Consider the following 26,142-nt stretch of genomic DNA (forward strand, 5'->3'; position numbering starts at 1 on the left):
CGCCATGAACGGTCATCGCCAGCGCGGCATGGCGATCATCAGCGCGCTGCTGATCGTCACCGTGGTTGCGGTCATAGCCGCCGGCCTGATCGCCCGCCAGAGCGCATTCATCCGCGCCCTGGAAAGCGAGCAGCTACGCATCCAGGCCGGCTGGATGCTGCGCGGCGGCCTGGAATGGAGCCGCCAGTTGCTGCTCGAGGACAGCCGCCGCGACCCGCTGACCCGCCTCGACCAGCGCTGGGCGCAACCGATGCGTGGCTTGCGTCTGAGCAGCGCCGAATTGCCGTTCAACGGCCAACTGGAAGACGAGCAGGGCAAGTTCAACCTGCGCAACCTGTTGGTCGACCAGCGCCCCGATCTCCAGGAGCGAGCGAACTTCGAACGCCTCGCCGGTCTGCTCGGCGTGCGCCCGAAGGAGACGCGGCTGATCGTCGAGCGGGTCCTCGCCTCCTATGCACGGCTGCCCGCCGAAGCGCCGCCGGCCGAGACGCAACCCGCAGGCTTCGACAGCGGCCGCGAGACTTCGCCGGGCGCCGTGTTGCGTGCGCTTCCGGCGCGCATGCCGGCGCTCAGGCGTCTCGACGACCTGGCCCGGCTGGGCATTCCGCCGGCGACCCTGGAACGCCTGCGACCCTACGTCACCATCCTGCCCGAAACCACCTGGATCAACGGCAACACCGCGCGCGCCGAAGTGCTCGCCGCCTGTGTCCCCGGCCTCGGGCTGGACCAGGCGCGGCGGGTGCTCGGCGAGCGCGACCGGGGCCGCTGGTTCCTCAATCGCGGCGACTTCGTCAACCGCCTGAACATGCCGCAATTGCAGGCGCAGTCGGTGAAGGTCGGGATCACCAGCGACTGGTTCCTGCTCACCGCCTATGCTCGGCGCGACCGGCAAGAGGTGCGCCTGCAAGCCCTGGTGCAGCGCAAGGCCGGTGAAAGCACGGCGGTCAACTGGATGAGGGTGGGCTCATGAAGGCCGCCTGGCGTTGCCTGCTGCCGCCGCTGAGCGAGTTCGCCGAGGCGGCGCCGCTGCATTGTTTGCGCCTGGATGCGCGCGGCGCGGTGCAGGAACGAATCGAGGTCTCGCTCGCGGAACTGGCGCGGCGGCGCCAGGGGTTGCCGGTGGCGCTGTTCCTGCATCCGCGCGATTGCCGCCTGGTCAGTCTCGAACTGCCGGCGCTGCCTGCGGCGAAGCTTGCCGCCGCGGTGAACTGCGCGGCCGAGGCGCTGGTCCTCGGCGATCCGGCGCAGCTACGCCTGGCCCACGGCCCGCGCGGCGCCGACGGGCGCCTGACCTTGGAGTGGCTGGAGGCGTCGGCGCTGGCCTCGCTGGAGCAGGCCGTACAGCGGCTGCGGCTCGACGTGCGGGAGGTGCAGGCCGCGCCGTTCCTCCTGCCGTTGCGCGATGACGCTTGGGTGGCCGGCGAGTGGGACGGTCATCTGCTGTTGCGCCGCTCGCTGAGCGACGCTGTGGTCCATCCCTTGCCGGAGCAGGGCCTCGCTGAGGTCCCGCAGGAGTTGCGGCTGTTCTGGCTGGGCGAGCGACCGGCGTGGCGCTCCGCAGCCCTGGAGCGGGCCGAGGCGCTGGACGAAGCGCTGCGCTGGAGCGGGCCCGCCAGTCCGTGGGGATTGGCGCTGAAAGCGCCGGCGACGAGCGCCGGCAACGGCACCTGGAAGATGCCCCTGTTCTGCGCTGCCCTGGCCTTGCTGGTGTGGGTCGCCGGTCTGAACCTGTACGCCGGGCAACTGGCCGGGCAGGGCCAGTCCTTGCAACGGCAGAGCAGTCAACGCGTGCAGCAGGCCTTCCCGGAACTGCCGGTGGTGCTCGATCCGCTGCGCCAGGCTCGCGAGCGACGCGACGCCTATCTGGCCGGCAAGGCCGATGGCGATGCCGTACCGGGGCTGGCCGCGCTGCTGCATGGCGCCGGCGAGGCGATGCCGTTCCTCGCCGGACGCCTGCAACGACTGGACTACCACGCCGGCGAACTGGACCTGGAGCTGCTGCCGGGACCGCCAGGCGGCGATGCCGCTGCCTGGCAGGGCGAGTTGGGCAAGCACGGGTTGCAGGCCGATGCCTCCGACAAGGGCTGGCAGGTGCGCGCCATGGAAGCGCCGCCAGCGCCGGCCGCTGGCGCGGCAGACAGTGGCACTGCCGAGGCGGCTGCCGATGAAGATGAATAAGCGCCTGGCGGGCCTGCTGAATACCCCGGCGCAGCGCTGGAGTCCCCTGCTGCTGCGGTTGCAGGCCTACTGGCGGCAACTGGCGCCGCGCGAGCGCAAGATTCTCGCCGGCGGTGGCCTGGCGCTATGCCTGGCGCTGACCTGGCAAGTGTTCGTCGATCCGCCGCTGGCGCGGATCGAGCATTGGCAAGCCGAGCTGCCGCGCCTGCGTGCGCAGGCCGCGGCGGTGGACGGCGTGTTGCGTGAGGTCGAGGCGTTGCGCGGTCCGACCCTGAGCGGTACGGCGGACGCCGAGGCGATCCGTCGCAGCCTGCGCGATCAGGGACTCGACGGTTTCCAACTGGACGCCCCGCAACCGGGCCAATGGCAACTGGACTTCGCCAGCGTGTCCGGCGAGGCCTTGCTGCGCTGGCTGGCGCGCAGCCCGGCAGCGTTGCGCCTGAGCGTCAGCGAGGCGCAGGTGACGCGTCTCGACGCTCCTTCCGAGGAGCGCTCCGGCTCTTCGAACGAGCCGTCCGGCGGGCTGGTGTCCGCCTCGATCCATTTGCAGTCGACTTCCGCTCCCAAGGATTCCCCATGAGGCAATCAGCTTTCCACCATGCCCGGCGTCGTTGGCCTGTACTGGGCGTGGCGCTGGGCGCGCTGCTGGTCGCGGCGTGTAGCGAGACGCCGAAGGTCCCCGGCGTGCCCCCGGCCGACGAGGAAGTCGGCCGGCCGCTGAGCAGTGTCCGCTCCGGTGCGCCGTTGCGCAGCGCCGACGTCCGCGAGCGGCCCCAGGCCGAGCAGGCCCGCCGCGCGCTGAGTGCCGGACGCGGCGTGGCGCGCTCCGGTGGCGTGGCTCCGGTCTCAGCGACAGCGGCCGAACTCGGCGAGCAGCCGGTCAGCCTGAATTTCGTCGATACCGAGGTGGAAGCGGTGGTGCGCGCGCTGTCGCGCGCCACCGGCCGGCAGTTCCTGGTCGACCCGCGGGTGAAGGGCAAGCTGACCCTGGTTTCCGAAGGCCAGGTGCCGGCGCGCACCGCCTACCGCATGCTCACCAGCGCCCTGCGCATGCAGGGCTTCAGCGTGGTCGACGTCGACGGGGTCAGCCAGGTGGTGCCGGAGGCCGACGCCAAGCTGCTCGGCGGGCCGGTCTACGGCGCCGACCGGCCGGCGGCCAACGGCATGGTCACGCGGACCTTCCGCCTGCGCTACGAGAACGCGGTGAACCTGATCCCGGTGCTGCGCCCGATCGTCGCGCAGAACAACCCGATCAATGCCTATCCGGGGAACAACACCGTGGTGGTCACCGACTACGCGGAAAACCTCGACCGGGTCGCCGGGATCATCGCCAGCATCGACATCCCCAGCGCCAGCGACACCGACGTGGTGCCGATCCAGAACGGTATCGCGGTGGACATCGCCAGCACCGTCTCCGAACTGCTCGACAGCCAGGGCAGCGGCGGCGCCGAGCAGGGCCAGAAGACCGTGGTGCTCGCCGACCCACGCTCCAACAGCATCGTGATCCGCTCGCCGAGCCCCGAGCGCACGCAATTGGCGCGCGACCTGATCGGCAAGCTGGACAGCGTGCAAAGCAATCCCGGCAACCTCCATGTGGTCTACTTGCGCAACGCCCAGGCGACCCGCCTGGCCCAGGCCCTGCGCGGGCTGATCACCGGCGACAGCGGCGGCGAGGGAAGCGAGGGCGACCAGCAGCGCGCGCGCCTGAGCGGCGGCGGCATGCTCGGTGGCGGCAACAGCGGTACTGGTAGCCAGGGCCTGGGAACCAGCGGCAATACCACGGGCAGCGGTTCCAGCGGGTTGGGCGGCAGCAACCGCAGCGGCGGCGCCTATGGTGCGATGGGCAGCGGCCAGGGCGGCGCCGGACCCGGTGCGATGGGCGAGGAGAACTCGGCGTTCTCCGCCGGCGGGGTCACCGTACAGGCCGACGCCACCACCAACACCCTGCTGATTTCCGCACCCGAGCCGTTGTACCGCAACCTCCGCGAAGTCATCGACCTGCTCGACCAGCGCCGCGCCCAGGTGGTGATCGAAAGCCTGATCGTCGAGGTCAGCGAAGACGACTCCAGCGAGTTCGGCATCCAGTGGCAGGCCGGCAACCTCGGCGGCAACGGCGTGTTCGGCGGGGTCAACTTCGGCCAGTCGGCGCTGAACACGGCCGGCAAGAACACCATCGACGTGTTGCCCAAGGGGCTCAACATCGGCCTGGTGGATGGCACCGTGGACATCCCCGGGATCGGCAAGATCCTCGACCTCAAGGTGCTCGCCCGGGCGCTGAAGAGCCGCGGCGGCACCAACGTCCTGTCGACCCCGAACCTGCTGACCCTGGACAACGAGTCGGCGAGCATCATGGTCGGCCAGACCATACCCTTCGTCAGCGGCCAGTACGTCACCGACGGCGGCGGTACCAGCAACAACCCGTTCCAGACCATCCAGCGCGAGGACGTCGGCCTGAAGCTGAACATCCGTCCGCAGATCTCCGAGGGCGGCACGGTCAAGCTCGACGTCTACCAGGAGGTCAGCAGCGTCGACGAGCGCGCCAGCACCGCCGCCGGGGTGGTCACCAACAAGCGCGCGATCGATACCAGCATCCTCCTCGACGACGGCCAGATCATGGTCCTCGGCGGCCTGTTGCAAGACAACGTGCAGGACAACACCGACGGTGTTCCCGGACTCTCCAGCCTCCCCGGCGTCGGTTCGCTGTTCCGCTACCAGAAGCGCTCGCGGACCAAGACCAACCTGATGGTCTTCCTGCGTCCCTACATCGTCCGCGACGCCGCCGCCGGCCGCAGCATCACCCTCAACCGCTACGACTTCATCCGCCGCGCCCAGCAGCGCGTGCAGCCGCGCCACGACTGGAGCGTCGGCGACATGCAGGCTCCGGTGCTGCCGCCGACGCAGCAGGGCATCCCGCAGGCCGCCTACGACTTGCGCCCGAGCCCGCGGCCGCTGCGCGCGGTACCGCTGGGCGAGGCGGCGCCGCTATGAGCCTGCTGCCCTACGCCTGGGCCAAGGCGCAGCGCGCCTTGCTGCGGCCGGGCGAGCATGGCGCGACCCTGCTGGTCAGCCCGCGCACGCCCGGCTGGGCGATCAGCGAGGTGCGCCAGCGGCATGCGCCGGCCAGCCTGGAGAGCGTCCGCGACGACGAGCTCGACACCCTGCTGGCCAGCGCCTACTCCGATACCGGCAGCGCCGCGGCGGTGGTCGGCGCGGCGGAGAGCGAGGTCGACCTCGACCGCCTGATGGACGATATCCCCGAGGTTACCGACCTGCTCGACACCCAGGATGGCGCGCCAGTGATCCGCATGATCAACGCGCTGCTGACCCAGGCCGCGCGCGATGAGGCCAGCGACATCCACATCGAGCCCTTCGAGACCCATTCGGTGGTGCGCTACCGCGTCGACGGCGCCCTGCGCGACGTGGTCGCGCCGCGCAAGGCGCTGCACGCGGCGCTGGTGTCGCGGATCAAGATCATGGCGCAGCTGGATATCGCCGAGAAACGCCTGCCCCAGGATGGCCGCATCGCCTTGCGGGTAGCCGGGCGGCCGATCGACATTCGCGTCTCCACCGTGCCCACCGGCCACGGCGAACGGGTGGTGATGCGCCTGCTGGACAAGCAGGCCGGACGCCTGAGGCTGGAGACTCTGGGCATGGCCCCGGGCGTGCTGGCGCCGCTGGACAACCTGATCCGCCAGCCGCACGGCATCGTGCTGGTCACCGGGCCCACCGGCAGCGGCAAGACCACCACCCTCTACGCCGCCCTGGCGCGGCTCGACGCCAGCACCAGCAACATCCTCACCGTCGAGGACCCGGTGGAGTACGACCTGCCGGGGATCAGCCAGATCCAGGTCAACGCGCGCATCGACATGACCTTCGCCGTAGCCCTGCGGGCGATCCTCCGGCAGGACCCGGACATCATCATGATCGGCGAGATCCGCGACCTGGAAACCGCGCAGATCGCCGTGCAGGCCTCGCTCACCGGGCACCTGGTGCTGGCCACGCTGCACACCAACGACGCGGTGTCGGCGGTGACCCGGCTGGTGGACATGGGTGTCGAGCCGTTCCTGCTCGCCTCGTCGATGCTTGGCGTACTCGCCCAGCGCCTGGTGCGGCGCCTGTGCACGCATTGCCGGGTCGAAGAGGACGGCGGCTGGCGCGCGGTTGGCTGCCCTGCCTGCAACCAGACCGGTTACAGCGGGCGCACCGGCATCCACGAGCTGTTCGTGATCGACGACGAGATCCGCCGCCTGGTCCACCAGGGCCGCGCCGAGCAGGATCTCCGCGAAGCCGCCCGCGCCGCCGGCATGCGCAGCATGCGCGAGGACGGCGAGCGCTGGATCGCCAGCGGCTCCACCACCCTGGAGGAAATCCTCCGCGTGACCCGGGACGCCTGATGCAGACCTTCCGCTACGAAGCCGCCGACGCCCAGGGCCGGATCGAGACCGGCACCCTGGAGGCGGACAGCCAGCGTGGCGCCCTCGGCCAACTGCGCGCCCGCGGCCTGACTCCGCTGGAGGTCCGCGAGCAGGCCGGCGGCGGGGCCGGGCAAGGGGCGGGCGCGCTGTTCGCCCCGCGCCTGTCCGACGGCGACCTGGCCTGGGCCACCCGCCAGCTGGCCAGCCTGCTGGCCGCCAGCCTGCCGCTGGAGGCGGCGCTGAGCGCCACCCTCGACCAGGCCGAGCGCAAGCACATCGCCCAGACCCTGAGCGCCGTGCGCAGCGACGTGCGCGGCGGCATGCGCCTGGCCGACGCCCTTGCCGCACGGCCGCGGGACTTCCCGGAAATCTACCGGGCGCTGGTGGCGGCGGGCGAGGAGTCCGGCGACCTGGCCCAGGTGATGGAGCGCCTGGCCGACTACATCGAGGAACGCAACGCCCTGCGCGGCAAGATCCTCACCGCGTTCATCTACCCGGCGGTGGTCGGCGTGGTCTCCATCGGCATCGTCATCTTCCTCCTCGGCTACGTGGTGCCGCAGGTGGTCAGCGCCTTCTCCCAGGCGCGCCAGGACCTGCCGGCGCTGACCCGGGCGATGCTCCAGGCCAGCGACTTCGTGCGCGCCTGGGGCTGGCTCTGCGCCGGCGCCATCGGTGGCGCTTACTGGGGCTGGCGCTTGTACCTGCGCGACCCGCAGGCGCGGCTCGGCTGGCACCGGCGAGTGCTGCGCCTGCCTCTGCTCGGACGCTTCGTGCTCGGGGTGAATACCGCGCGCTTCGCCTCCACCCTGGCGATCCTCGGCAGCGCCGGCGTACCGCTGCTGCGCGCGCTCGATGCGGCGCGCCAGACGCTGGCCAACGACTGCCTCGCGCAGGCGGTGGAGGAGGCCACCGCGCAGGTTCGCGAAGGTGTCTCGCTGGCCTCGGCGCTGCGCACGCGGCAGGTGTTCCCGCCGATCCTCACCCACCTGATCGCCAGCGGCGAGAAGACCGGTGCGCTGCCGCCGATGCTCGACCGCGCGGCGCAGACCTTGTCGCGCGACATCGAGCGCCGCGCCATGGGCATGACCGCGTTGCTCGAGCCGCTGATGATCGTGGTCATGGGCGGGGTGGTGCTGACCATCGTGATGGCGGTGCTGATGCCGATCATCGAGATGAACCAACTGGTCCAGTAGTTCGTACCTGAACAAGCCCTTCCCGTGCTGGGCGGTTAACCGCTCGCGGCTATCCGCCGTGGGGATGGGGCGTCTCAGCAGTCTTCCGAAGAGAGGTATCGGCGGATAACGCCGCTGGCGTAATCCGCCCTACGGGAGGGGCCTGTGCAAGCAGGCCTTCCTCTCGCTGTCATCAACCCGTGTGGCCTCTCGCCAGGGCTCGGGTGCATGTTTCAGCGAGGTTGCCCCGAGGGCGCGCCATGGCCGTCGCGGGCCGGCCGCCGGGAGGCGCTCGCGGAACCTCGCAGGTCCCGCGAAAAGGCCCGGCGCAGAGCCTGCGAACACCCGAGGAAAGGCTGCGAAAACAATTCGATGCTCCCGAGATTTTTTCCCCGATCTGTCACCGGAACTTGCGAGTTTTATCCCCAGCGGCCCCTTCGACCGGCTAGGGATGCAAAGCCCGGCAAGCACGGCGCCGCCTCATGCAAGACGACTTCCTCAACGTACCAACACCACGATGAAAGGAGATTCTTCATGTTCAAGCGCTCTCTGATCGCTGCCTCGCTGAGCGTGGCCGCCCTCGTATCCGCCCAAGCCATGGCCGTCACCGGCGGTGGCGCTTCCCTGCCGGCCGAGCTGTACAAAGGCTCCGCCGACAGCATCCTGCCGGCCAACTTCAGCTATGCCGTGACCGGCAGCGGCACCGGCAAGAACGCTTTCCTGACCAACAACTCCTCGCTGTTCGGCACCACCGGTACCGTTCACTATGCCGGTAGCGACTCGGTCCTCAGCGGTAGCGAACTGACCACCTACAACAGCAACTACAACGGCACCTACGGTCCGCTGATCCAGATCCCGTCGGTAGCCACCTCGGTCACCGTGCCCTATCGCAAGGACGGCAACACCACGCTCAACCTGACCAGCGCCCAACTCTGCGACGCCTTCTCCGGCGCCAAGACCACCTGGGGTCAACTGCTGGGCACCACCGACAGCACGCCGATCCGCATCGTCTATCGCACCGGTAGCAGCGGCACCACCGAACTGTTCACCCGCCACCTGAACTCGATCTGCCCGACTCGCTTCGCCACCAACTCGACCTTTACCAACGCCCGTCTGCCGGCCGGCGGTACGTTGCCGAGCAACTGGGTTGGCGTCGCCGCCACTTCCACCGTGGTGTCGACCGTCAAGGCAACCAACGGCTCCCTCGGCTATGTCAGCCCGGATGCGGTGAACATCAACAGCAACGCCGAGGTTTCCCGTGTGAACGGCAACCTGCCGACCCAGGCTAACGTTTCCACTGCCCTGGGCAGCGTGGCTCCGCCGGCCAACGCCGCCGACCGTGCGGACCCCAGCAAGTGGGTTCCGGTGTTCACCAATCCGAGCGCCGGCTACTCCATCGTCGGTTACACCAACTTCGTCTTCGGCCAGTGCTACAAGGACGCCAGCGTTTCCACCGACGTCCGCGCCTTCATCAACAAGCACTACGGTGGCACTACCACCAACGCCGCAGTTGCCGCCCATGGCTTCATCCCGCTGACTCCGGCCTGGAAGAGCGCCATCGTGAGCGCCTTCTACACCGGCACCAGCGAAAACCTGGCCATCGGCAACACCAACGTCTGCAACACCAAAGGCCGCCCGTAAGCGCTTCGCCTAGGCGAGTCGATACGAGGACCGGCAGCCCTATGGCTGCCGGTCTTTTTTCTTGTGGGGAACCCAGGAGGTTTTCATGCTCAAGCCAATGTTTGGCGTCGTTGCTCTGACGCTCTTGACCAGTCATACAACGCTGGGCGCTACGGTGACCGGCGGTGGTGCTTCCATGCCGGCCAAGTTGTACAAAGGTTCTGCCGACAGCATCCTGCCAATCAACTTCAGCTATGCCGCAAGCGGCAGCGGCATTGGCAAGACCGCTTTCCTGATGAATAACCCCATGCTGCTTGGCGCTACTACCGGCACCGTCCACTACATTGGTAGTGACTCGATCTTGAGTAGCAGCGAACTGAGCGCCTATTCAACCAACTATAGAGGCGCATATGGTCCACTGATCCAGATTCCATTGGCGGGTACCGCAGTAACCATTCCTTACAAGAAGCCCGATATTACCGACCTGAACCTGACCAGTGCCCAGCTCTGCGATGCCTTTTCCGGCGCCAAGGTCACTTGGGGGCAACTATTGGGGAACCCCGCCGACCGTACGCCGATTCGTATCGTCTACCAGCGGGGCGGCAGTGGAGCCACCGAGTTGCTGACCCGCCACCTGAACTCGGTCTGCCCGACTCGCTTCGCCACCAACTCGATCTTCACGAACGCCCGTCTGCCGGCCGGCGGTGCGCTGCCGAGCAACTGGGTGGCAGTACAGCCTTATGAAAGTGTCAGGAATGCCGTCGACAATGTGTCAGGCTCGATCGGCTATGAGGGGCCTGATGGTGTGGACCTGAGCGACAATTCAAAGATCGCGCGAGTGAATGGCTTGCTCCCTACTCTAGCCAATCGCGTGATCGCTGTTCGTAGCGTGGCTCCGCCGGGTGTCGCTGCAGATCGCGCCGATCCGAGCAAGTGGATACCGGTCTTCGTCAACCCGAACGCAGGCTACTCCATCGTCGGCTATACCAACTTTGTCTTTGGCCAGTGCTACAAGGATGCCACTGTTGCCGCCGACCTGCGTGCCTTCCTTACCCAGCATTATGGCGGCACCACTACAAATAGAGCGGTAGCTGACCACCGTTTCGTACCCCTGGTCGCTTCCTGGAAGAGCGCCATCATGAGCGCCTTCATCACTGGTACCAGCGAAAACCTCGCGATCAACAATCCCTCCGTCTGCAACGGCAAAGGGCGTCCATGAGTGACCTGTCATGACGGTGGCTGAAATCCGGCTGCCGTCGTGTTTCCGTTCGCCCAGGCTCCTCGCTCCGCTCCATGAACTTTCCATGACAAGTCTTCGGCCCACCCTCCGCCAGGCCGTCTACCTGTAACGGGCGTCGTTGCGGGCGCCCGACCGACTTCATGCTCAAGGACCCCTTCGCCATGCCGTCCCGTTCGCCGTCGTCCGCCCGTTCCTCCCGCGCGCTTTACGCGCCGCGCCTGAAGCCGCTGGCCCAGGCCATCGCCCTGCTGCTGGTCGCAGGGGGCGCCCAGGCCGCCGGGCAGCCGTTCAGCGCCGCCTGGTTCGCCGCCAAGGGCGCGGCTCAGGGCGGCGCTGCCGGGGCGCCGCGACCGGGAGCGCAGTTGCCGGGGGCGCCGCCGCCGCTGGCGCAGCAGCAGCGGGTCAACCAGCAGTTGCAGCGTTCGATGGCCAACCTGAACAACACCGTCGCCGCCATTGCCGCCCAGCAGGCCGCCCAGGCCGCCGGACGCCAGGCGGCGCTGAACCTCCCGCAGGATGTTCCGGACGGGCTCGGCGAGGGCGGCCTCAAGGTCGACGCCTCGCTGCCGTTCGAGCAGGCCTGGCAGAACGCCAAGGGACCGGTGCAGACCCAGGCCGCCGGCAAGACCACGGTGAGCATCGAGCAGACCGCCGACAAGGCGGTGCTCAACTGGGAAACCTTCAACGTCGGCCGCAACACCACCGTGGACTTCCAGCAGAACGCCGACTGGGCGCTGCTCAACCGGGTCAACGACCCCAGCGCGCGGCCCAGCCAGATCCAGGGGCAGATCAAGGCCGACGGCACGGTGATGCTGGTCAACCGCAACGGCGTGGTGTTTTCCGGCAGCAGCCAGGTGGACGTGCGCAACCTGACGGTGGCGGCGGCGAACATCTCGGACGAACAGTTCCGTCAGCGCGGCCTCTACTACGACAACGCCGGCAGCCGTCCGACCTTCACCGACGCGGCCGGCGCCGTGCGCGTGGAGCAGGGGGCACAGTTGCGTACGGCAGCGCCGTCCGGCTCGACCAGGGGCGGCGGCTACGTCCTGCTGCTCGGCAGCGAGGTGGACAACGCCGGCAGCATCGTCACACCGAAGGGGCAGACGGTCCTGTCCGCCGGCGACAGCTTCGTCATCCGCCGTGGCCAGGGCACCGACGGCAACCTGACCTCCACCACCCGCGGCAACGAGGTGCTGCCGGGCTTCGCCGCCGACAGCAGTGCCGGCCGGGTACGCAACAGCGGCCTGGTGCAGGCCGCCACCGGCGATATCAGCCTCACCGGCCGCGAGGTGGAGCAGGCCGGTGTATTGCTTTCCAGCAGTTCGGTGGACAGCCGCGGCACCCTGCACCTGAAGGCCAGCGAGCGGATCACCCTGGCCGAAGGCGCCACCAGCGCGATCCTGGTGGATAGCAGCGGCAGCGCCGCCCTCGACAGCCAGCGCGAGGCCTTGCTCAAGCCGTTGAACGGCTCCAGTGCCGCTGTCAGTCGGGGCGACGACGACCGCCGCGACCTGTCGCGGGTGGAGATCGACTCCGCCGGCAGCGTCGATTTCCGCGACGGCTCCATCACCCTCGCCAGCGGCGGCCAGGTGGCGGTCAACGCTGGCCAGCGCGCCCTGCTGCGCGACGGCGCGGTGATCGATGTCTCCGGCGCGCAAGGTGTGCAAGTGGCGATGGAGACCAACAGCATCAAGGTCAACGTGCGCGGCAACGAGCAGCGCGACGCCTCGGTCAACCGCGAGGGCGGCGGTCTGAACAGCCAGGATGTGTGGGTCGACGTGCGCGACCTGGTACGGGTGCCTGCCGGCACCAACGGCTATGCCAGCGACCGCTGGTACACCGCCGGCGGCCTGCTGGAGGTCGGTGGCTACCTGGGCACCCAGGGCCACTCGGCGGGCGAGTGGATGGCCCAGGGCGGCATCGTCAGTTTCACCGGCAACGACGTGGTGACCCAGGCCGGTTCGCAGATCAACCTGTCCGGCGGAACCCTCGATGTGCAGGGCGGCTACATCCGCCAGACCTGGCTGAAGGGCTCGGACGGACGCCTCTACGAACTCGGGTCGGCGCCGGGCGACCTGCTCTACGACGGCATCTACCGCGGCTACGAGGCACACAGCGAGCGCTGGGACCAGACCCGTTATTTCTACAATCCGCTGATCGCGCCGACCCAGCGCTACGAGAACGGCTACATCGTCGGCCGCGACGCCGGCAGTCTGGTGATCGGCAGCGCCAATGCGCGGCTCGACGGCCAGGTGGTCGGCGATACCTATCGCGGCGAGCGGCAGACCGAAGCGCCACAGGCCGGCCTGGACGGCTACAACCAGTCGCAGAATGCCGTGGCGCGCGGCGCGCAGCTGGTCGTCGGGCGCTACACCCCCTACTACGTGAAGAGCAGCGGCCTGCTGGAGTACGCTCTCGGCGCCGATGCCGGCAGCCTCAAGCAGGTGGTCATCGGTACCGGCGAGGTGGCGGCCGAGGAGCCGACCCTGGACGCTCCGGTGGCCGCCGAGCGCCAGGGCCGCCTGAGCCTGGACAGCGAACTGCTCAACGGCTTCCAGCTGGGCGGCCTGAAGGTGGCGGCCGGCGAGAGCATCCGCGTCGACAGCGCGCTGACCCTGGCCAATGGCGGCGAGGCGATCCTGTTCGCCAACGACGTGGCGATCGACGCCGACATCACCGCCCATGGCGGCAGCCTGCAGGCCGGCAACGTGTTGGCGCAGATTTCTCCGAACGGGACGATCGATGGTTTCGTCGATGCCGGCCGCGAAGACGGCATCTTGCGCGTGGGCGACGGCGTACGGCTGGATGCCAGCGGCTTGTGGAGCAACCTGCTGCTGGCGCCGGAGGACAACGATACGTTGGCCTACCGCGACGGCGGACGGATTTCCCTGCGCAGCGGCGGCGACCTGAGCCTGGGACAGCGCAGTCTGCTCGACGTGTCGTCCGGGGCGGCGCTGCTGGCCGACGGCAAGCGACTGGGCGGTCGCGGCGGCGACATCGCCTTGCACGCCAGTGCCGGGCTGGCGCAGGCCAGCGATGGCCAATTGCAGTTGGGCGGCACATTGAATGGTCTCGGCACGAGCGGCGCCGGCACGCTGTCGCTGCAGAGCGGCAAGGTGCGGATCGGCGGCGACGACCTCGGGGATGGCAGCCTGCAACTGGCCGAAGATTTCTTCCAGCAGGGCTTCGCCAGCTACCGGGTGGTCGGTCGCTCCGGATTGACGGTAGCCGAGGATGCCCAGGTGCGGGTCGCGCGGCCGGTCTACCGTTTCGCCAGCGGGGCCGGCGAGGTCGCGGCTGGCGAGGCGCCGCGAGAGGCGCTGGAGGCCTGGACACCGCCGCTGTACCTGGAGGATGCCTTGGCCGGACGCTTGATCCAACGCGAAGGGGCGGACCTGTACCTGCAGGCAGGCGGCGACGGCAATATCCTCGGGCAGCTCGATCCCGCCAGCCAGACGCTGGAGCTGGGGCGCGGTTCGCTGGTCGAGGTCGATCCGGGGCGCGCCATCGTCCTGCGCGGTCCCGGACAGATCACCTTGGATGGCACTCTGAACGCTTGGGGCGGACGCATCGACGTGCGCCAGCAGCAGTTCGGCGCGCTCGACGTTACCCAGGACAATCAGCCCAAGGCCCAAGGCCAGCCCCATGCACGCTCCATCTGGATTGGAGAGCAGGCATTGCTGGATGTTGCCGGCCGCGCTGTCACTGCCGTGGATGGGCGCGGTCGCCGCTATGGAGAAGTACAGTCCGGCGGCAGCATCGTCATCGGCGGCGAGATCGATCCGGGCAAGGCGATCGCGACCTCGGCGGATGCGTTCGTCATCGTACGCCCCGGTGCACGACTGGAGGCCTCCGGCAGCCAGGCACAGCTGGATGTACCGGGACTGGGAAGGGTTTTGCTGACCGGCGACGGCGGGCGCATCGCTCTCAGTTCCTACAATGGGCTGTATCTTGACGGTTCGTTGCGCGCCGCAGCCGGCGGCTCGGGAGCGGCGGGCGGCAGCCTGGAGATCATTGCGGACGCTCCCCTGTACCAAGGTTTTACTGTCGTGGATGACCGGGTATTGGCCATGCGCGAGCTGATCCTGACGGCAGGGCATGCCGATTCGGGATTACCGACCTTGCTGCAACCGGGAATGGACGATTCGGCTCTGCGCTATGGCCAGAGCCGAGTTGGGACGCAGTCGCTGACGGGCGGCGGATTCGACCAACTTTCGTTGTTCAGCAACGGTCCGCTGTCGTTCGAGGGGAACATCGATCTTGCGATGGGGCGCAGCCTGAATCTGTACGCGGGGACGATAGCCGCCACAGGTGGCGGGCCGAGCGAGGTGAAGTTGCAGGCGCCCTATGTCCGCCTTTCCGGCATCGGGATGTATGGGCAGCAGGCCTCTGGCGAGTTTCGTCCGCGTCTCACGTACGGGCCGACCGCGACAGCGGAGCAGGTTCGCTTGCAGGTTTCTGCCGGGCGCCTGCTGGATATCGCCGGGCGCTTGTCATTCGGTAGCGACGGGGTGATCAATGGGGTCAACGCAGAGGCTGTCCGCTATCAGCGACCAGGTTTCGAGAAGGTAACGCTGCGCAGCGAGGGCGACCTGCGTTTCGCTGGCGACTATCCAGAGAATGGCGATCCGTCGGGGCGCTTGATAACCCACGGCGATCTGCAACTGACTGCGGCCCAACTCTATCCGGTGACGGGAGCGAGTTCGACCCTCTATGCCGGGTATGGACTGGATGAGAGGGGGCAGGCCGTCTTCGATGCCGAACGGCATTTGGCTATCGAACGTAGCGGCGAGTCCTTGCCGGACACTCCGCTGTCGGTATTCGGCAGTCTGGCGTTCATGGCATCGAATATCGAGCAGGGTGGCGTGGTGCGTGCGCCGCTGGGGCTCATCCAGTTCGGCAGCAATCTGGATCGTGCCCCGGGCACGGTAAGGTTGTTGCCGGGTAGCCTGACCTCGGTCAGCGGCGCTGAGCTGGTCATGCCCTATGGAGGCACGACCGATGGGATCAACTATCTGGTCAACCAGGTCCCCATTCAACTGACCGGTGCCGGGGGCGCTCTCGCTGCTGGGACACTGGTTGCGGGAGTCGGCCTTTATGCCAGCGAGGTCGATGTGCAACAGGGGGCGCGGCTGGACCTGTCCGGCGGCGGCGAACTCGCGGGGGCTGGATTCATCTCCGGCAGAGGGGGTTCGACCGATGCGCGTTTTCATCCCCTGGTGCAGCAGGACAATGATGGGTTCCGTCTGCCGGAGCTGTCCAGCAACCCGGTGTATGCCATCGTACCTGGACACCAAGCCGTTAGTGCGCCATTGGGCGGCGAGGCGGGCGCCATCCAGCCGTTGGTCGGGCAACAGGTCACCATCGGGGATGGCGTTCCCGGCCTGGCCGCCGGTACCTACACCTTGCTGCCTTCGACCTATGCCCTGTTGCCGGGCGCTTTCCGCGTCGAGATCAACGGTCTGGCGGGGCAAGGCGCGCCCATGGCGACGCAGGGGTTGCGCAATGGCTCCTGGGCGACGTCCGGGCAGTTGTCGATTGCCGGCACGTCCATCCGCGACAGTCTGAGCCGTCAGGTCATCCTGTCTTCCGCCGATACGCTGCGCCGCTACTCGCAGTACAACGAAATGAGCTATGCGGATTTCATTCGCGCCGATGCCGCGCGCAAGAACATCCCCAGAGCGATGTTGCCAGTGGATGCCAGATCCCTCTACCTGGGATTGCGCGCGGATGAGGAGCTTCGGGAAAACGCCCTGAGCTTCGAGGGGAAGGTCGACTTCACGCCGGAAGAAAGCGGATATGGCGGCAGCCTCATCGTGGATGCCGAGGCGGGCATCGAGATTCTGCCTGAAGGTGGGCTGCCCGACTCCGATTTCGCTGGCGTGTCGTTGGTTGCGGACGATCTGAATGCAATAGGTGCCAGCCGTATCGCCATTGGCACGCTGCCCTACGTCGAATACGGCGAGCAAGGAAACTTCGTCCAGTTCGGCGGGAGCAACCGGCTCTTTCCCGTTGTGCTGCGAAAGGGCGCGCACCTTTCCGCACCGGAGGTGATCATTGGCAGGGATATCACCCTTGAAGGCGGGAGTGGCATCAGCACTCTGGGGAAAGGCAAGACTGCATACGATTCGTCCGATGGTTTCATCTATCAACCCGGCGGCCGTAACCTGCTGCTCTTGTCCAACGGATGGCTGAACCTGCTGGCACCCGCAGCGGATAGCTCGTTACCGGTTCGGCTCGGAGGTTGTGCGGAAGGGGCGGGCTGCGCCGACACCGAACTCTATTCGGAGGGCACTCTGGGTATCGCCACCAATGGTACGGTGACGTTTGGCGACAACGTTCGTTACGGGACACGCAATCTCAGCCTGGCGCTGAGTACGATCAATATCGGCTCCAGCCAGTCGCTGGCCGACGCGGCCGCTCGCGGCGTGTTGCCGAACGGCCTGGCGCTGGACCAGACGGTGCTCCAGCGCCTGCTGCGCGGCGAGCGCGGGGCGGGTATTCCGGCCTTGGAAAACCTGATCCTCAGCGCCCGCGATGCGGTCAACATGTACGGTAGCGTCAGCCTCGACACCTACGACCCGGCCACCGGCAAATCCAGCCTGGCCAACCTGGTGCTGGGCACCCCGGCCATCTACGGCCATGGCACCGGCGAGGATGTCGCCAGCATTCGCACCGCCAGCCTGGTCTGGAGCGGCTCCAGCCAGCCGGCCGCAGCACCGGTCGCCGGCGGCGCCGGTAGCGGTAGCGGAACCCTGCGGGTGGATGCCGAGCGCATCACCCTGGGCTACGGCGCGAATACCCAGCCGGCCGGCGAGACCGACGAGGCGCGCCTGGCGCTGGGCTTCGCCGAGGTGCAACTGAACGCCAGCGAGCGGATCAGCGCCAACCACAAGGGCAGCTTGCGGGTCTACCAGCGCCTGGACGGCTACGTCGCCGGCGAAGGCCTGCGCTACAGTGGCGGCGACCTGCGTCTGAGCACGCCGTTGCTGACCGGCGAGGCCGGCTCGCTGAGTCGGATCAGCAGCGGCGGTAGCCTCAGCCTGGCGGCGCCGGCGGGCGCTGCCGCGGTGACCTTCGACAGCGGCACCGCCGGGCTTGGTGCCGAGTTGTCCCTCAGCGCCCGCGAGATCCGCCTGGATAGCGCGGTCTCGCTACCCAGCGGCAAGCTGAGCCTGAGCGCCGAAGACGACCTGGAGCTGGGCGATGGCGCGCGCATCGACCTGGCCGGACGCAAGGCCAGCTTCAACGATGTGGATAAATACAGTTGGGGTGGCGACCTGCTGCTGAGCAGTCGCGCCGGCGACATCCGCCAGGCCGCCGGTTCGCTGATCGACCTGTCGGCGCGCAACAACCGCGGCGGTACCCTGAGCGCCGTGGCGTTGGCCGAGGACGCCGGGGTGGTGGACCTGCAGGGCCGCATACTGGGTGGCGCCAGCGGCGACTACGATGCCGGCGGCACCCGCGTGCCGTTCCTCGGTGGCGAGCTGGAGATCCGCGCCCAGCGCCTGGGCGACGGCGGCAGCCTGAGCGAGCAGTTCACCGCCTTGAACCAGCGCCTGAACCAGGGCGAGGTCTTCGGCGCGCGGCGCTTCCAGCTCAAGCAAGGCGACCTGCAGATCGGCGACGGCCTGAAGGCGCATCGCATCGAGGTGTCCCTCGACAATGGCCAGCTCGGCGTGAGCGGAACGGTGGACGCCAGCGGCGCGCAGGTCGGCGAGATCCGCCTGGCCGGTGGCCGCGGCCTGAGCCTGGGCGGCAACGCGCTGCTGGATGCGCATGGGAGCCTGCTGCGGCGCGACAGCTACGGGCAGATCATCGACAGCCCGAACCGGGCGATGGTCGAGCTGAGTTCCGGCAGCGGCACCTTGGTCCTGGCCGGCGGCGCGCGCATCGACCTGCGCCATGGCACCGCGGCGCCAGCGGAACAGGTTGATGGCGTCGCCCGTGGCACGTTGGAGTTGAACGCGCCACGCCTGGGCGGGGTCAGCGCCGGTGACATCGCCATCGATGCCAGCGGCGCGCTGGACATCCGCGGCGCCGGCAGCATCGCCCTGAACGCGGTGCAGCGTTACGACGATGCGCCCTGGGGCAACGATCCGGCGGCCGGCGGGCGGCCCTACCAGGTGATCGACCAGGCTTACCTCGATGCGCGGCATGCCGAGAGCAGCGCGTTCATCGCCGCGGCGCTGGCCAACCGCGAGTTGCTCGACGGCAAGCTGGCCGGACTGACCAATGCCACCTACGCGGATGCTTTCCACCTGCGTCCAGGGGTGGAGATCGTCAGCGCAACGGCGGACGGCGACCTGGTGGTGCAGGGCGATCTCGATCTGTCCGGCTACCGCTACGCCAGCCTCAATCCGAACACGCCGCTGACCGAGGTCTACGGTTCCGGCGAGGTCGGCGCGCTGGTGCTGCGCGCCGGCGGTGACCTGAACCTCTACGGCAGTATCAACGACGGCTTCGCGCCGCCGCCGGACTCGCCGGACGACAAGGGCTGGATCCTCACCCCGGGGGTGCAGCCGTTCGGCGGCGACCTGGTGGTTCCCGGCCCGGGCGTGGTGCTCGGCGACGGTACCGCGTTCCTCGGCGGCCGCACCCTCAACTACGACCTGCCGATCAAGGGCACCACCCTGGCCGCCGGCACCCGTCTGGCCACCGAGGCAGTACTCGAACAGCCCTATACCCTGGCCGCCGGCAGCGTGCTGGTAGCGGACATCCACGATGCCGCCGGCAACCTGCTGTACGCCGCGGGCAGCCTGCTGCGCGACGGGGTGACGCTGGAGGTCGGCAGCCGGCTGGGTGCCGGTACCCTGCTGGCTGCACCGGCCAGCGTGCAGGCGATGACCTGGCCTGCGGGCGTGCCCTTGCCGAGCATCCTGCGCGAGGGGCCAAGCAGACCCAATGTCCTGCTGCTCAATGGAGAGCTGGCCTTGGCACGTGGTTCTCTGATCCCTTCGCAGACCGAAGTGGTACTGGCTGGCGATGCGCCTTTCATCGAATTGCGGCCCAGCGACGGTGTCCGCCAGGGACGCAACTGGGCATTGGCCGAGATGCTGCCGGCCGGTAGCCAGTCCTGGTCCATGCGCCTGGTCGCCGGTGCCGATCTCGCGGCTGCCGACAACCGTCTGGTGCGTCCGGACTCCTCGGCCAGCCTGAACCTGGCCGATACGCACTATCAGGCGAAGATCGAACAGAGCTCGGGAGGGCTGGTGTTCACCGATCAGGCTACCGACTGGGGGATGACCCCGGGAACTCCGGTCGACGAGAGCAATGAATGGATCTGCGGGCTGGGGCCGTATTGTGCCGAGCCTCCCCGCTGGACCTGGGCGCCCGGCAATTACCTGGGCATGCCTGCTGGTACGGCGATCGGCGAGGGCGATCTGTGGTGGTGCAGTGTCGATCCGTCCCTGTGTATCGAGAATCTCGGCAAAACCGTGGTCACACCGCAGAACCAGTTGTTCAGTGTGCTGCGCACCGGCACTGGCGATCTTGACCTGGCCAGTGCCGGTAACCTTACGCAATGGTCGCCGTACGGCGTCTATACCGCCGGAACGCAGGCCGCCGATGTCGCGACGGGATTCAATCAGCCTCGCGGTCTGTTCAATGGGTCGGTACTGGGCGCCGGTGGCGCGGATTACGAAGTGCTCTCAACCAGCCAGTACCAGGCCTGGTATCCGGAACATGGCGGCAACCTCGATATCGCCGTTGGCGGTGATGTGGTTGGTGATCAATGGGCCGAGAAACTGACAAGTAGCGATCCCATTCGCCCCTTGCCCCCCAGCGCTGCAGTCGGCAACTGGCTCTGGCGCCAGGGCAGCGCCGACAGGGAAGGAGTGCCGACGGCCTGGTGGGTCAATTTCGGCAGCTATGTGCGTGGCGCGGAGGGAGATGCTCCCTATCTGGTCGGCTTCACCGGTTTCGGCACTCTGGGAGGCGGCAATCTCAGCATGCGAACCGGAGGTGATGCCGGCAATATCGCGCCACGCGGAGATGGTTCGATACCTTCATCCGGTAACCTTAATCCGCGCAGCCAGGGACTGGTCTTGGCGGTTGCCGGCACTGGCCGGCTCACCTCCGACGGCGCGCTGCAACTTGGCGGCGGCGGTGACCTGAATGTGAGAATTGGCGGGGAGGTGAACCCGAGCCGGGAGGCGCGGGCTACCCAGACCTACTCGAGTTCGGGGTTTGACGGTCTTTACAGCGGCGGCACCATTCACGATCTGCAGGGGGCCCTCATCAATCTGCGCGGTTCCGCGAGCTTGTACAGTGGTGCGCTGGGAGGCATCGATCCTCGCTACGACACTCTACTGCGGGACCCCGCCGAAGTGCGCAGCAGGGATGCGTTCAGCCCGACGCTGGCTAGCTCCACGGGTGGCCTCACCCTGGTGGCCGGAGATACTGGCATGCGTCTGGAAACCCGTGGCGACCTGGTCCTGGGTGGGGTGACTGACCCCGGTAGGGTGGGGGTGCCGAATACCGTTGGCTTCACGGCTCCCGATGGCAGCGTCTACCAAGGGGGTGGGATCGGTTGGTTCAGTCTCTGGACTGCACACACCTCGATCGATCTGTTTGCGGCGGGCGGCAACCTGACGCCCAGCACCCAATTGGTCGAGGCAACCAACGCTATTCCCATGGCAGGCCGAAACCTGTCGCCTAGCGATGGGCGATTCATCTATCCATCGATAGTACGTGCGGCTGCCCCGGAAGGAAGTATCTATCTCGGTCCTTCCAGCGGTTACATGGGAGGCGTGAGCCTGAATGTCTCGACCACTCCCTACTCCTTGTTACTGGCACCGTCGCTCAACGGTGAACTGGAGTTGCTGGCTGGAGACTCCATTTATGCCGGTGGCTATTCGGTGCAACGCTCAGGTGCCGATCCTGCGAACCTGCCATCGATCTGGACGCCGGCATTTGCCGGCTACTCCGATGCCGCGCTGCTCAACCCGATAGCGGGCAACGGCAGTCCGGACGGGAATCCGGCCGTCATTGGCGGATTGCCTCTGTTCTACTTCGGCCCCGATAGCGCTGCGAGCCTGGCGCGCGATCTGCAACCGGCGCGTTTCTATGCGTTGACAGGAGATATCGTCGGGCTCAATAGCGGTGCGCAGATTCGTTTCGGCGAGCAGGCGGGGAACCGCGCCGGGCAAACCTGGTATGAAGGCGCCGGTCCCGTCTGGATGCGCGCCGGGCGCGACATCGTAGCCTCCGGAACCCCATTGGGACAGCGTATCAGCGCTCCCAGTCAGATCAGTACGGATGCCTCGTTCACCGGCAACCTCTTCGTCCACGACGACCCCAACGACCTCTCGCTGGTCCAGGCCGGCCGCGACATCCTCTACGGCAACTTCAACGTCGCCGGCCCCGGTACCCTGGAGATCAGCGCCGGGCGCAACATTCTCATGGAAGATCGCGCGGCGATCACCAGTCTCGGCGCGGTGGTGCCGGGCGACAGCCGGCCGGGTGCCGATATCGTGCTCCAGGCCGGCGCGGCGGGGGCCGACTATCAGGCCTTCCTCGAGCGCTACCTGGATCCGGCCAACCTGGCGCAGGGCGGCACCCCGCTGGCCGAGCAGCCGGGCAAGGTGGTCAGGACCTACGAAAGCGAGTTGGCCAAGTGGTTGAACGAGCGCTTCGGCTTCGCCGGCGACGCGGAACAGGCCCAGGCGTTCTTCGCCGGCCTGCCCGCCGAGCAGCAGCGGATCTTCGCCCGCCAGGTGTACTTCGCCGAACTCAGGGCCGGCGGCCGCGAGTACAACGAAGTCGGCGGGGTACGCCAGGGTAGCTACCTGCGCGGGCGCAACGCGATCGCCGCGCTGTTCCCCGAGCGCGATCCGGCGGGCAATCCGATCAGCTACGAAGGCGATATCGTCATGTATGGCGGTGCCGGCGTGCACACCGACTTCGGCGGCGACATCCAGTTGCTCAGCCCCGGCGGGCGCCAGGTGTTCGGTATCGAGGGCGAGGCGCCGCCGTCCACCGCAGGCATCGTCACCCAGGGCCAGGGCAATATCCAGGCCTATTCGCGGGACAGCATCCTGCTCGGCCAGAGCCGCATCATGACCACCTTCGGCGGCAGCATATTGGCCTGGTCGGCGGAAGGCGACATCAACGCCGGTCGCGGTTCCCAGACCACCGTGGTGTACACCCCGCCGCGGCGCATCTACGACGCCTGGGGCAACGTCAGCCTGTCGCCGCAGGTGCCCAGCACCGGCGCCGGTATCGCCACCCTCAACCCGATTCCCGAAGTGGCACCGGGCGACATCGACCTGATCGCCCCGCTCGGCACCATCGATGCCGGCGAGGCGGGCATCCGGGTTTCCGGCAACGTCAACGTGGCGGCGCTGCAGGTGGTCAACGCGGCGAACATCCAGACCCAGGGCCAGTCCAGCGGCATTCCGCTGGTGGCTTCGGTGAATACCGGGGCGTTGACCTCCGCCAGCGCCGCTGCGAGTTCCGCGACCCAGGCGGCGGAGGACGTCAGTCGCCAGCAGCAGGCCGCCGCGCGGCAGCGCATGCCGTCGGTGATCACGGTGCAGGTGCTCGGGTTCGGCAACGAGCGCCTGGAGCCTTCGCGCGACGGCGCCAGTCGTTCGCCGGGCTACAACCCGGACAGCGCCGTGCAGGTGCTCGGCGCCGGAGCCCTCGGCGAACAGGCGCGCAGTCAATTGACCGATGAAGAGCGCGGCAACCTGATCCTGTAAGGCACCGCCGCGGAGGCACGATACCCGCCAGGCCCTCCCCACGGAGGGCCTTTTTTTCGGCGAACTTCCGAGGCGCTGGTCGATTCTCGGGTGAATGCCCGTTCGTCCCCGCCGGCGGCGCGCGAATGGCCGGCCGCATGAAGTTTTCATGACAAAAGTTCGGTGGTGCGGCGGGGTTGCCGTCAAACAGGTGTGAATGAGGAAAACGGAATTCAGCGGTGAAAGGCAGGGACGGGAACGAAAGGAATCGGCCATTTCCCGGTTGCGCTGACCGGTTGCTGGAAATGAGCGTGTCGTTCGAGCAAGACGCGTTCCGCTCTGAAACAAGAGAACAGTATCCGCTAACGGCCGTGGTCACTCCGGTGAATACGGCGAAGGACGGTGAGTATTGATGGAAAGTTACTCGAAAGTCGGTATGCAGGAACTTGACCAGCGCCTATCGAAGATCGTCGAAGCCGCACGCAAGAAACCGGTATCGGTTTATCGATATGGGGCGCCATGGGTCTGGATAGTGTCCCAGGAAGATTGGCAGGGTGCGCTCAAGGAAGTGTCCAGTTATATACCGCCGGGACATTCCCTGGCGTTGCTGAAACCGCAAATAGAAAGTCTCCTTGGCGAAGAAGCGAAAGTCCTCTCGGCGCTCGCCCGCGAACATGGCATGCAGTTGGCCCCGGAGCCGCTGATCCACGCGCTGCTGCTGCAACTGCTGTACGCGATTCCCAGCGAGCAGCAGTTGTACGAGCAATTGAACTACAACCTGCTGTATCGCTGGTTCGTCGGCCTGGAAATGAAGCAGAAGATCTGGAATTTTCCGGTTTTCGTCAGCGATATAACCGTCCTGCTGAACAGCGCGGAGGCGGTAAGGATAATAGGCAGGATTATCGGGGAAGTGATTTCCGGGGATCTCATGCAGATGCCGGAGTTCTCCCTGAACTTCGCCTTGTTGCATACATGGCAAGCGCGCCATGGCGGAGCGCGACGGCTGAATATCTAGCACGAAAGTGAAAATAGAAAAGAACGAGATTTCATAAGGGCGGGCGCCGTTTTTAACAGGTTGTTCATGCGTCGCCGCTAGTTTGTTGTCTTTCACAGAACTGTTCGATGAACGGACTTGTTGCATTAGAACAATAAGTCCCGATGGAACTTCGGGGGACCGTGTGAAGCGTTCGCTGTTCAATTGTGCGCACCCGTTTCGCCAGCGCTGGTCGATCGGTTGCCTGGCTGTCGCATTGTCGTGCGCTTCGCTGGCCGACGAGGCCCCTCCCGCCGCGGCGGGAGCCGAGACCCAGCGTCTGGTGGACATCAACGAGTACGTGGTACGCGGCAACACCGTGCTGGACAACCGCGCCATCGAGGCGGCGGTGTATCCCTTCCTCGGACCGCAGCGCAGCCTGGGCGACATCGAGGGGGCGCGCGATGCGCTGCAGGCCGCCTACCAGGAGAAGGGCTACCAGTCGGTCTACGTCGAGCTGCCGGAGCAGCAGGTGAGCGGCGGGGTGGTCTACCTGCAGGTCACCGAGACCACTGTCGGTCGCGTCCGGGTGGTCGGCGCCAAGCACTATTCGCCGGTGGAGTTGCGCGAGGAAGTGCCGGCCCTGGAGGAGGGCAAGGTGCCCGACTTCGCCCAGGTCCAGCGCGAGCTGGCGCAGGTCAACCGCACCCCCGGCCGCCAGGTGCTGCCGATGGTGCGCGAGGGCCAGCGGCCCGGCACCATGGACGTCGACCTGCAGGTGGAAGACAAGAATCCCTGGCACGCCAGCATCGGCCTGAACAACGACTACAGCGCCGACACCCGTCACTTGCGCTCGGTGGTTTCGCTGGGCTACGACAACCTCTGGCAACTCGGCCACGCCATCTCGCTGACCTATTTCACCGCGCCGCAGGACCAGGACAACGCCAAGGTCTGGTCCGGCTCCTATACCGCGCCGCTGAGCCAGCGCTGGAGCGTGCAGTTGTCCGGCTACCAGTCCGACAGCGACGTGGCCACGGTGGGCAGCATGAATGTGGTCGGCCAGGGCCACTCCTACGGCGTGGCGGCGATCTACAGCCTGCCGGTCACCGGCCTCTGGTCGCACTCGTTCTCCTTCGGCGTCGACTTCAAGGACTTCGAGGAACAGACCCGGATCGGCGGCAACAACGACAGGGTGCCGATCAAGTACGCCCCGCTGACCCTCGGCTACAACGGTTTCCGCTACACCGAACGTTCCCAGTTGGCCCTTGGCCTGAGCCTGGTGGCCGGTACCGGCAGTCTCCTCGGCTACGGCGACGACGACGAGGAATTCGACCGCAAGCGTTATCGCGCCAAGTCCGGCTTCGGCGTGCTCAAGGGCGATCTCAACCACACCCTGACCTTCGGCGGCGACTGGCAGGTGGCGACCAAGGCGGCCTTCCAGCTCGCCTCCGGGCCGCTGATTTCCAACGAACAGTTCGCCGCCGGCGGTGCCACCAGCGTGCGTGGCTACCTGGCGGCGGAGAACACCGCCGACGACGGCTACCTGCTCTCCCAGGAATGGCGTACGCCGTCCCTCGGACGCTTCCTCGGCAAGCGCGCCGACGGCTACGTCAACGACTGGCGCTTCTACGTGTTCGCCGAGGGCGCGCAACTGCGCCTGCAGGATGCGCTGCCCGAGCAGGACGACGACTTCAGCCTGGCCAGCGTCGGCATCGGCACCCGCGCGCAACTCGCCGACTGGCTGTCCGGCAGCCTCGACTGGGCCTTCCCGCTGCTGGAAGGGTCGAACACCGACAAACACGACTCGCGCCTGCATTTCAGCGTGCAGGCGAGCTTCTGACGCTGACCCCGGAGTACCCCA

The 26,142-nt window shown here is 67.4% G+C and carries 11 protein-coding genes; all 11 read left to right on the forward strand.

Annotated elements, in window-relative coordinates; genetic code table 11:
• Positions 1-4 precede the first annotated feature (4 nt).
• The 11 genes from gspK (at position 5) to HMPREF3014_RS20245 (ending at position 26,121) form a co-directional block, all read left to right on the forward strand.
• On the forward strand, positions 5-970 hold the full coding sequence (gene gspK / locus HMPREF3014_RS20195) for a type II secretion system minor pseudopilin GspK (RefSeq protein ID WP_019725817.1): 966 nt from the start codon (positions 5-7) through the stop codon (positions 968-970).
• A complete protein-coding gene (gene gspL / locus HMPREF3014_RS20200; protein ID WP_023087778.1) occupies positions 967-2,178 on the forward strand; it encodes a type II secretion system protein GspL in 1,212 nt (403 codons plus the stop codon). The genes gspK and gspL overlap by 4 nt, the downstream gene beginning before the upstream one ends.
• On the forward strand, positions 2,165-2,758 hold the full coding sequence (locus tag HMPREF3014_RS20205; protein ID WP_003123065.1) for a type II secretion system protein M: 594 nt from the start codon (positions 2,165-2,167) through the stop codon (positions 2,756-2,758). The genes gspL and HMPREF3014_RS20205 overlap by 14 nt, the downstream gene beginning before the upstream one ends.
• Positions 2,755-5,166 carry a type II secretion system secretin GspD gene (gene gspD / locus HMPREF3014_RS20210; protein ID WP_023087777.1) on the forward strand — a complete coding sequence of 804 codons (2,412 nt, stop codon included), beginning with the start codon at positions 2,755-2,757 and terminating at the stop codon, positions 5,164-5,166. The genes HMPREF3014_RS20205 and gspD overlap by 4 nt, the downstream gene beginning before the upstream one ends.
• Positions 5,163-6,572, forward strand: a complete 1,410-nt coding sequence (gspE, locus tag HMPREF3014_RS20215; RefSeq protein WP_003112722.1) for a type II secretion system ATPase GspE — start codon at positions 5,163-5,165, stop codon at positions 6,570-6,572. The genes gspD and gspE overlap by 4 nt, the downstream gene beginning before the upstream one ends.
• Complete coding sequence (gene gspF, locus HMPREF3014_RS20220) at positions 6,572-7,786, forward strand: type II secretion system inner membrane protein GspF (protein ID WP_022579875.1); 1,215 nt, start codon at positions 6,572-6,574, stop codon at positions 7,784-7,786. The genes gspE and gspF overlap by 1 nt, the downstream gene beginning before the upstream one ends.
• A gap of 513 nt (positions 7,787-8,299) precedes the next feature.
• A complete protein-coding gene (gene lapA, locus HMPREF3014_RS20225) occupies positions 8,300-9,406 on the forward strand; it encodes an alkaline phosphatase LapA (RefSeq protein WP_003112123.1) in 1,107 nt (368 codons plus the stop codon).
• Between the two features lie 85 nt (positions 9,407-9,491).
• The gene (locus HMPREF3014_RS20230; RefSeq protein ID WP_003112720.1) at positions 9,492-10,604 is read left to right on the forward strand and encodes a substrate-binding domain-containing protein; all 1,113 of its coding nucleotides are present in this window, start codon (positions 9,492-9,494) and stop codon (positions 10,602-10,604) included.
• Positions 10,605-10,786: 182 nt separating this feature from the next.
• A complete protein-coding gene (locus HMPREF3014_RS20235) occupies positions 10,787-23,329 on the forward strand; it encodes a filamentous hemagglutinin family protein (protein WP_023087776.1) in 12,543 nt (4,180 codons plus the stop codon).
• Positions 23,330-23,720: 391 nt separating this feature from the next.
• The gene (locus HMPREF3014_RS35430) at positions 23,721-24,323 is read left to right on the forward strand and encodes a transposase (RefSeq protein WP_003098455.1); all 603 of its coding nucleotides are present in this window, start codon (positions 23,721-23,723) and stop codon (positions 24,321-24,323) included.
• 163 nt (positions 24,324-24,486) lie between these two features.
• Positions 24,487-26,121 carry a ShlB/FhaC/HecB family hemolysin secretion/activation protein gene (locus HMPREF3014_RS20245; RefSeq protein WP_023087775.1) on the forward strand — a complete coding sequence of 545 codons (1,635 nt, stop codon included), beginning with the start codon at positions 24,487-24,489 and terminating at the stop codon, positions 26,119-26,121.
• Positions 26,122-26,142: the final 21 nt, after the last annotated feature.

The organism is Pseudomonas sp. HMSC065H01 (assembly GCF_001815235.1).
GTDB classification, from domain to species: domain Bacteria; phylum Pseudomonadota; class Gammaproteobacteria; order Pseudomonadales; family Pseudomonadaceae; genus Pseudomonas; species Pseudomonas aeruginosa.

Bases quoted from the DNA above. Each gene is read 5' to 3' on its own strand.
- HMPREF3014_RS20230 (WP_003112720.1), top strand. From the start codon at position 9,492: ATGCTCAAGCCAATGTTTGGCGTCGTTGCTCTGACGCTCTTGACCAGT.
- gspF (WP_022579875.1), top strand. From the start codon at position 6,572: ATGCAGACCTTCCGCTACGAAGCCGCCGACGCCCAGGGCCGGATCGAG.
- gspK (WP_019725817.1), top strand. From the start codon at position 5: ATGAACGGTCATCGCCAGCGCGGCATGGCGATCATCAGCGCGCTGCTG.
- lapA (WP_003112123.1), top strand. From the start codon at position 8,300: ATGTTCAAGCGCTCTCTGATCGCTGCCTCGCTGAGCGTGGCCGCCCTC.
- HMPREF3014_RS35430 (WP_003098455.1), top strand. From the start codon at position 23,721: ATGGAAAGTTACTCGAAAGTCGGTATGCAGGAACTTGACCAGCGCCTA.
- gspD (WP_023087777.1), top strand. From the start codon at position 2,755: ATGAGGCAATCAGCTTTCCACCATGCCCGGCGTCGTTGGCCTGTACTG.
- HMPREF3014_RS20235 (WP_023087776.1), top strand. From the start codon at position 10,787: ATGCCGTCCCGTTCGCCGTCGTCCGCCCGTTCCTCCCGCGCGCTTTAC.
- HMPREF3014_RS20205 (WP_003123065.1), top strand. From the start codon at position 2,165: ATGAAGATGAATAAGCGCCTGGCGGGCCTGCTGAATACCCCGGCGCAG.
- gspL (WP_023087778.1), top strand. From the start codon at position 967: ATGAAGGCCGCCTGGCGTTGCCTGCTGCCGCCGCTGAGCGAGTTCGCC.
- gspE (WP_003112722.1), top strand. From the start codon at position 5,163: ATGAGCCTGCTGCCCTACGCCTGGGCCAAGGCGCAGCGCGCCTTGCTG.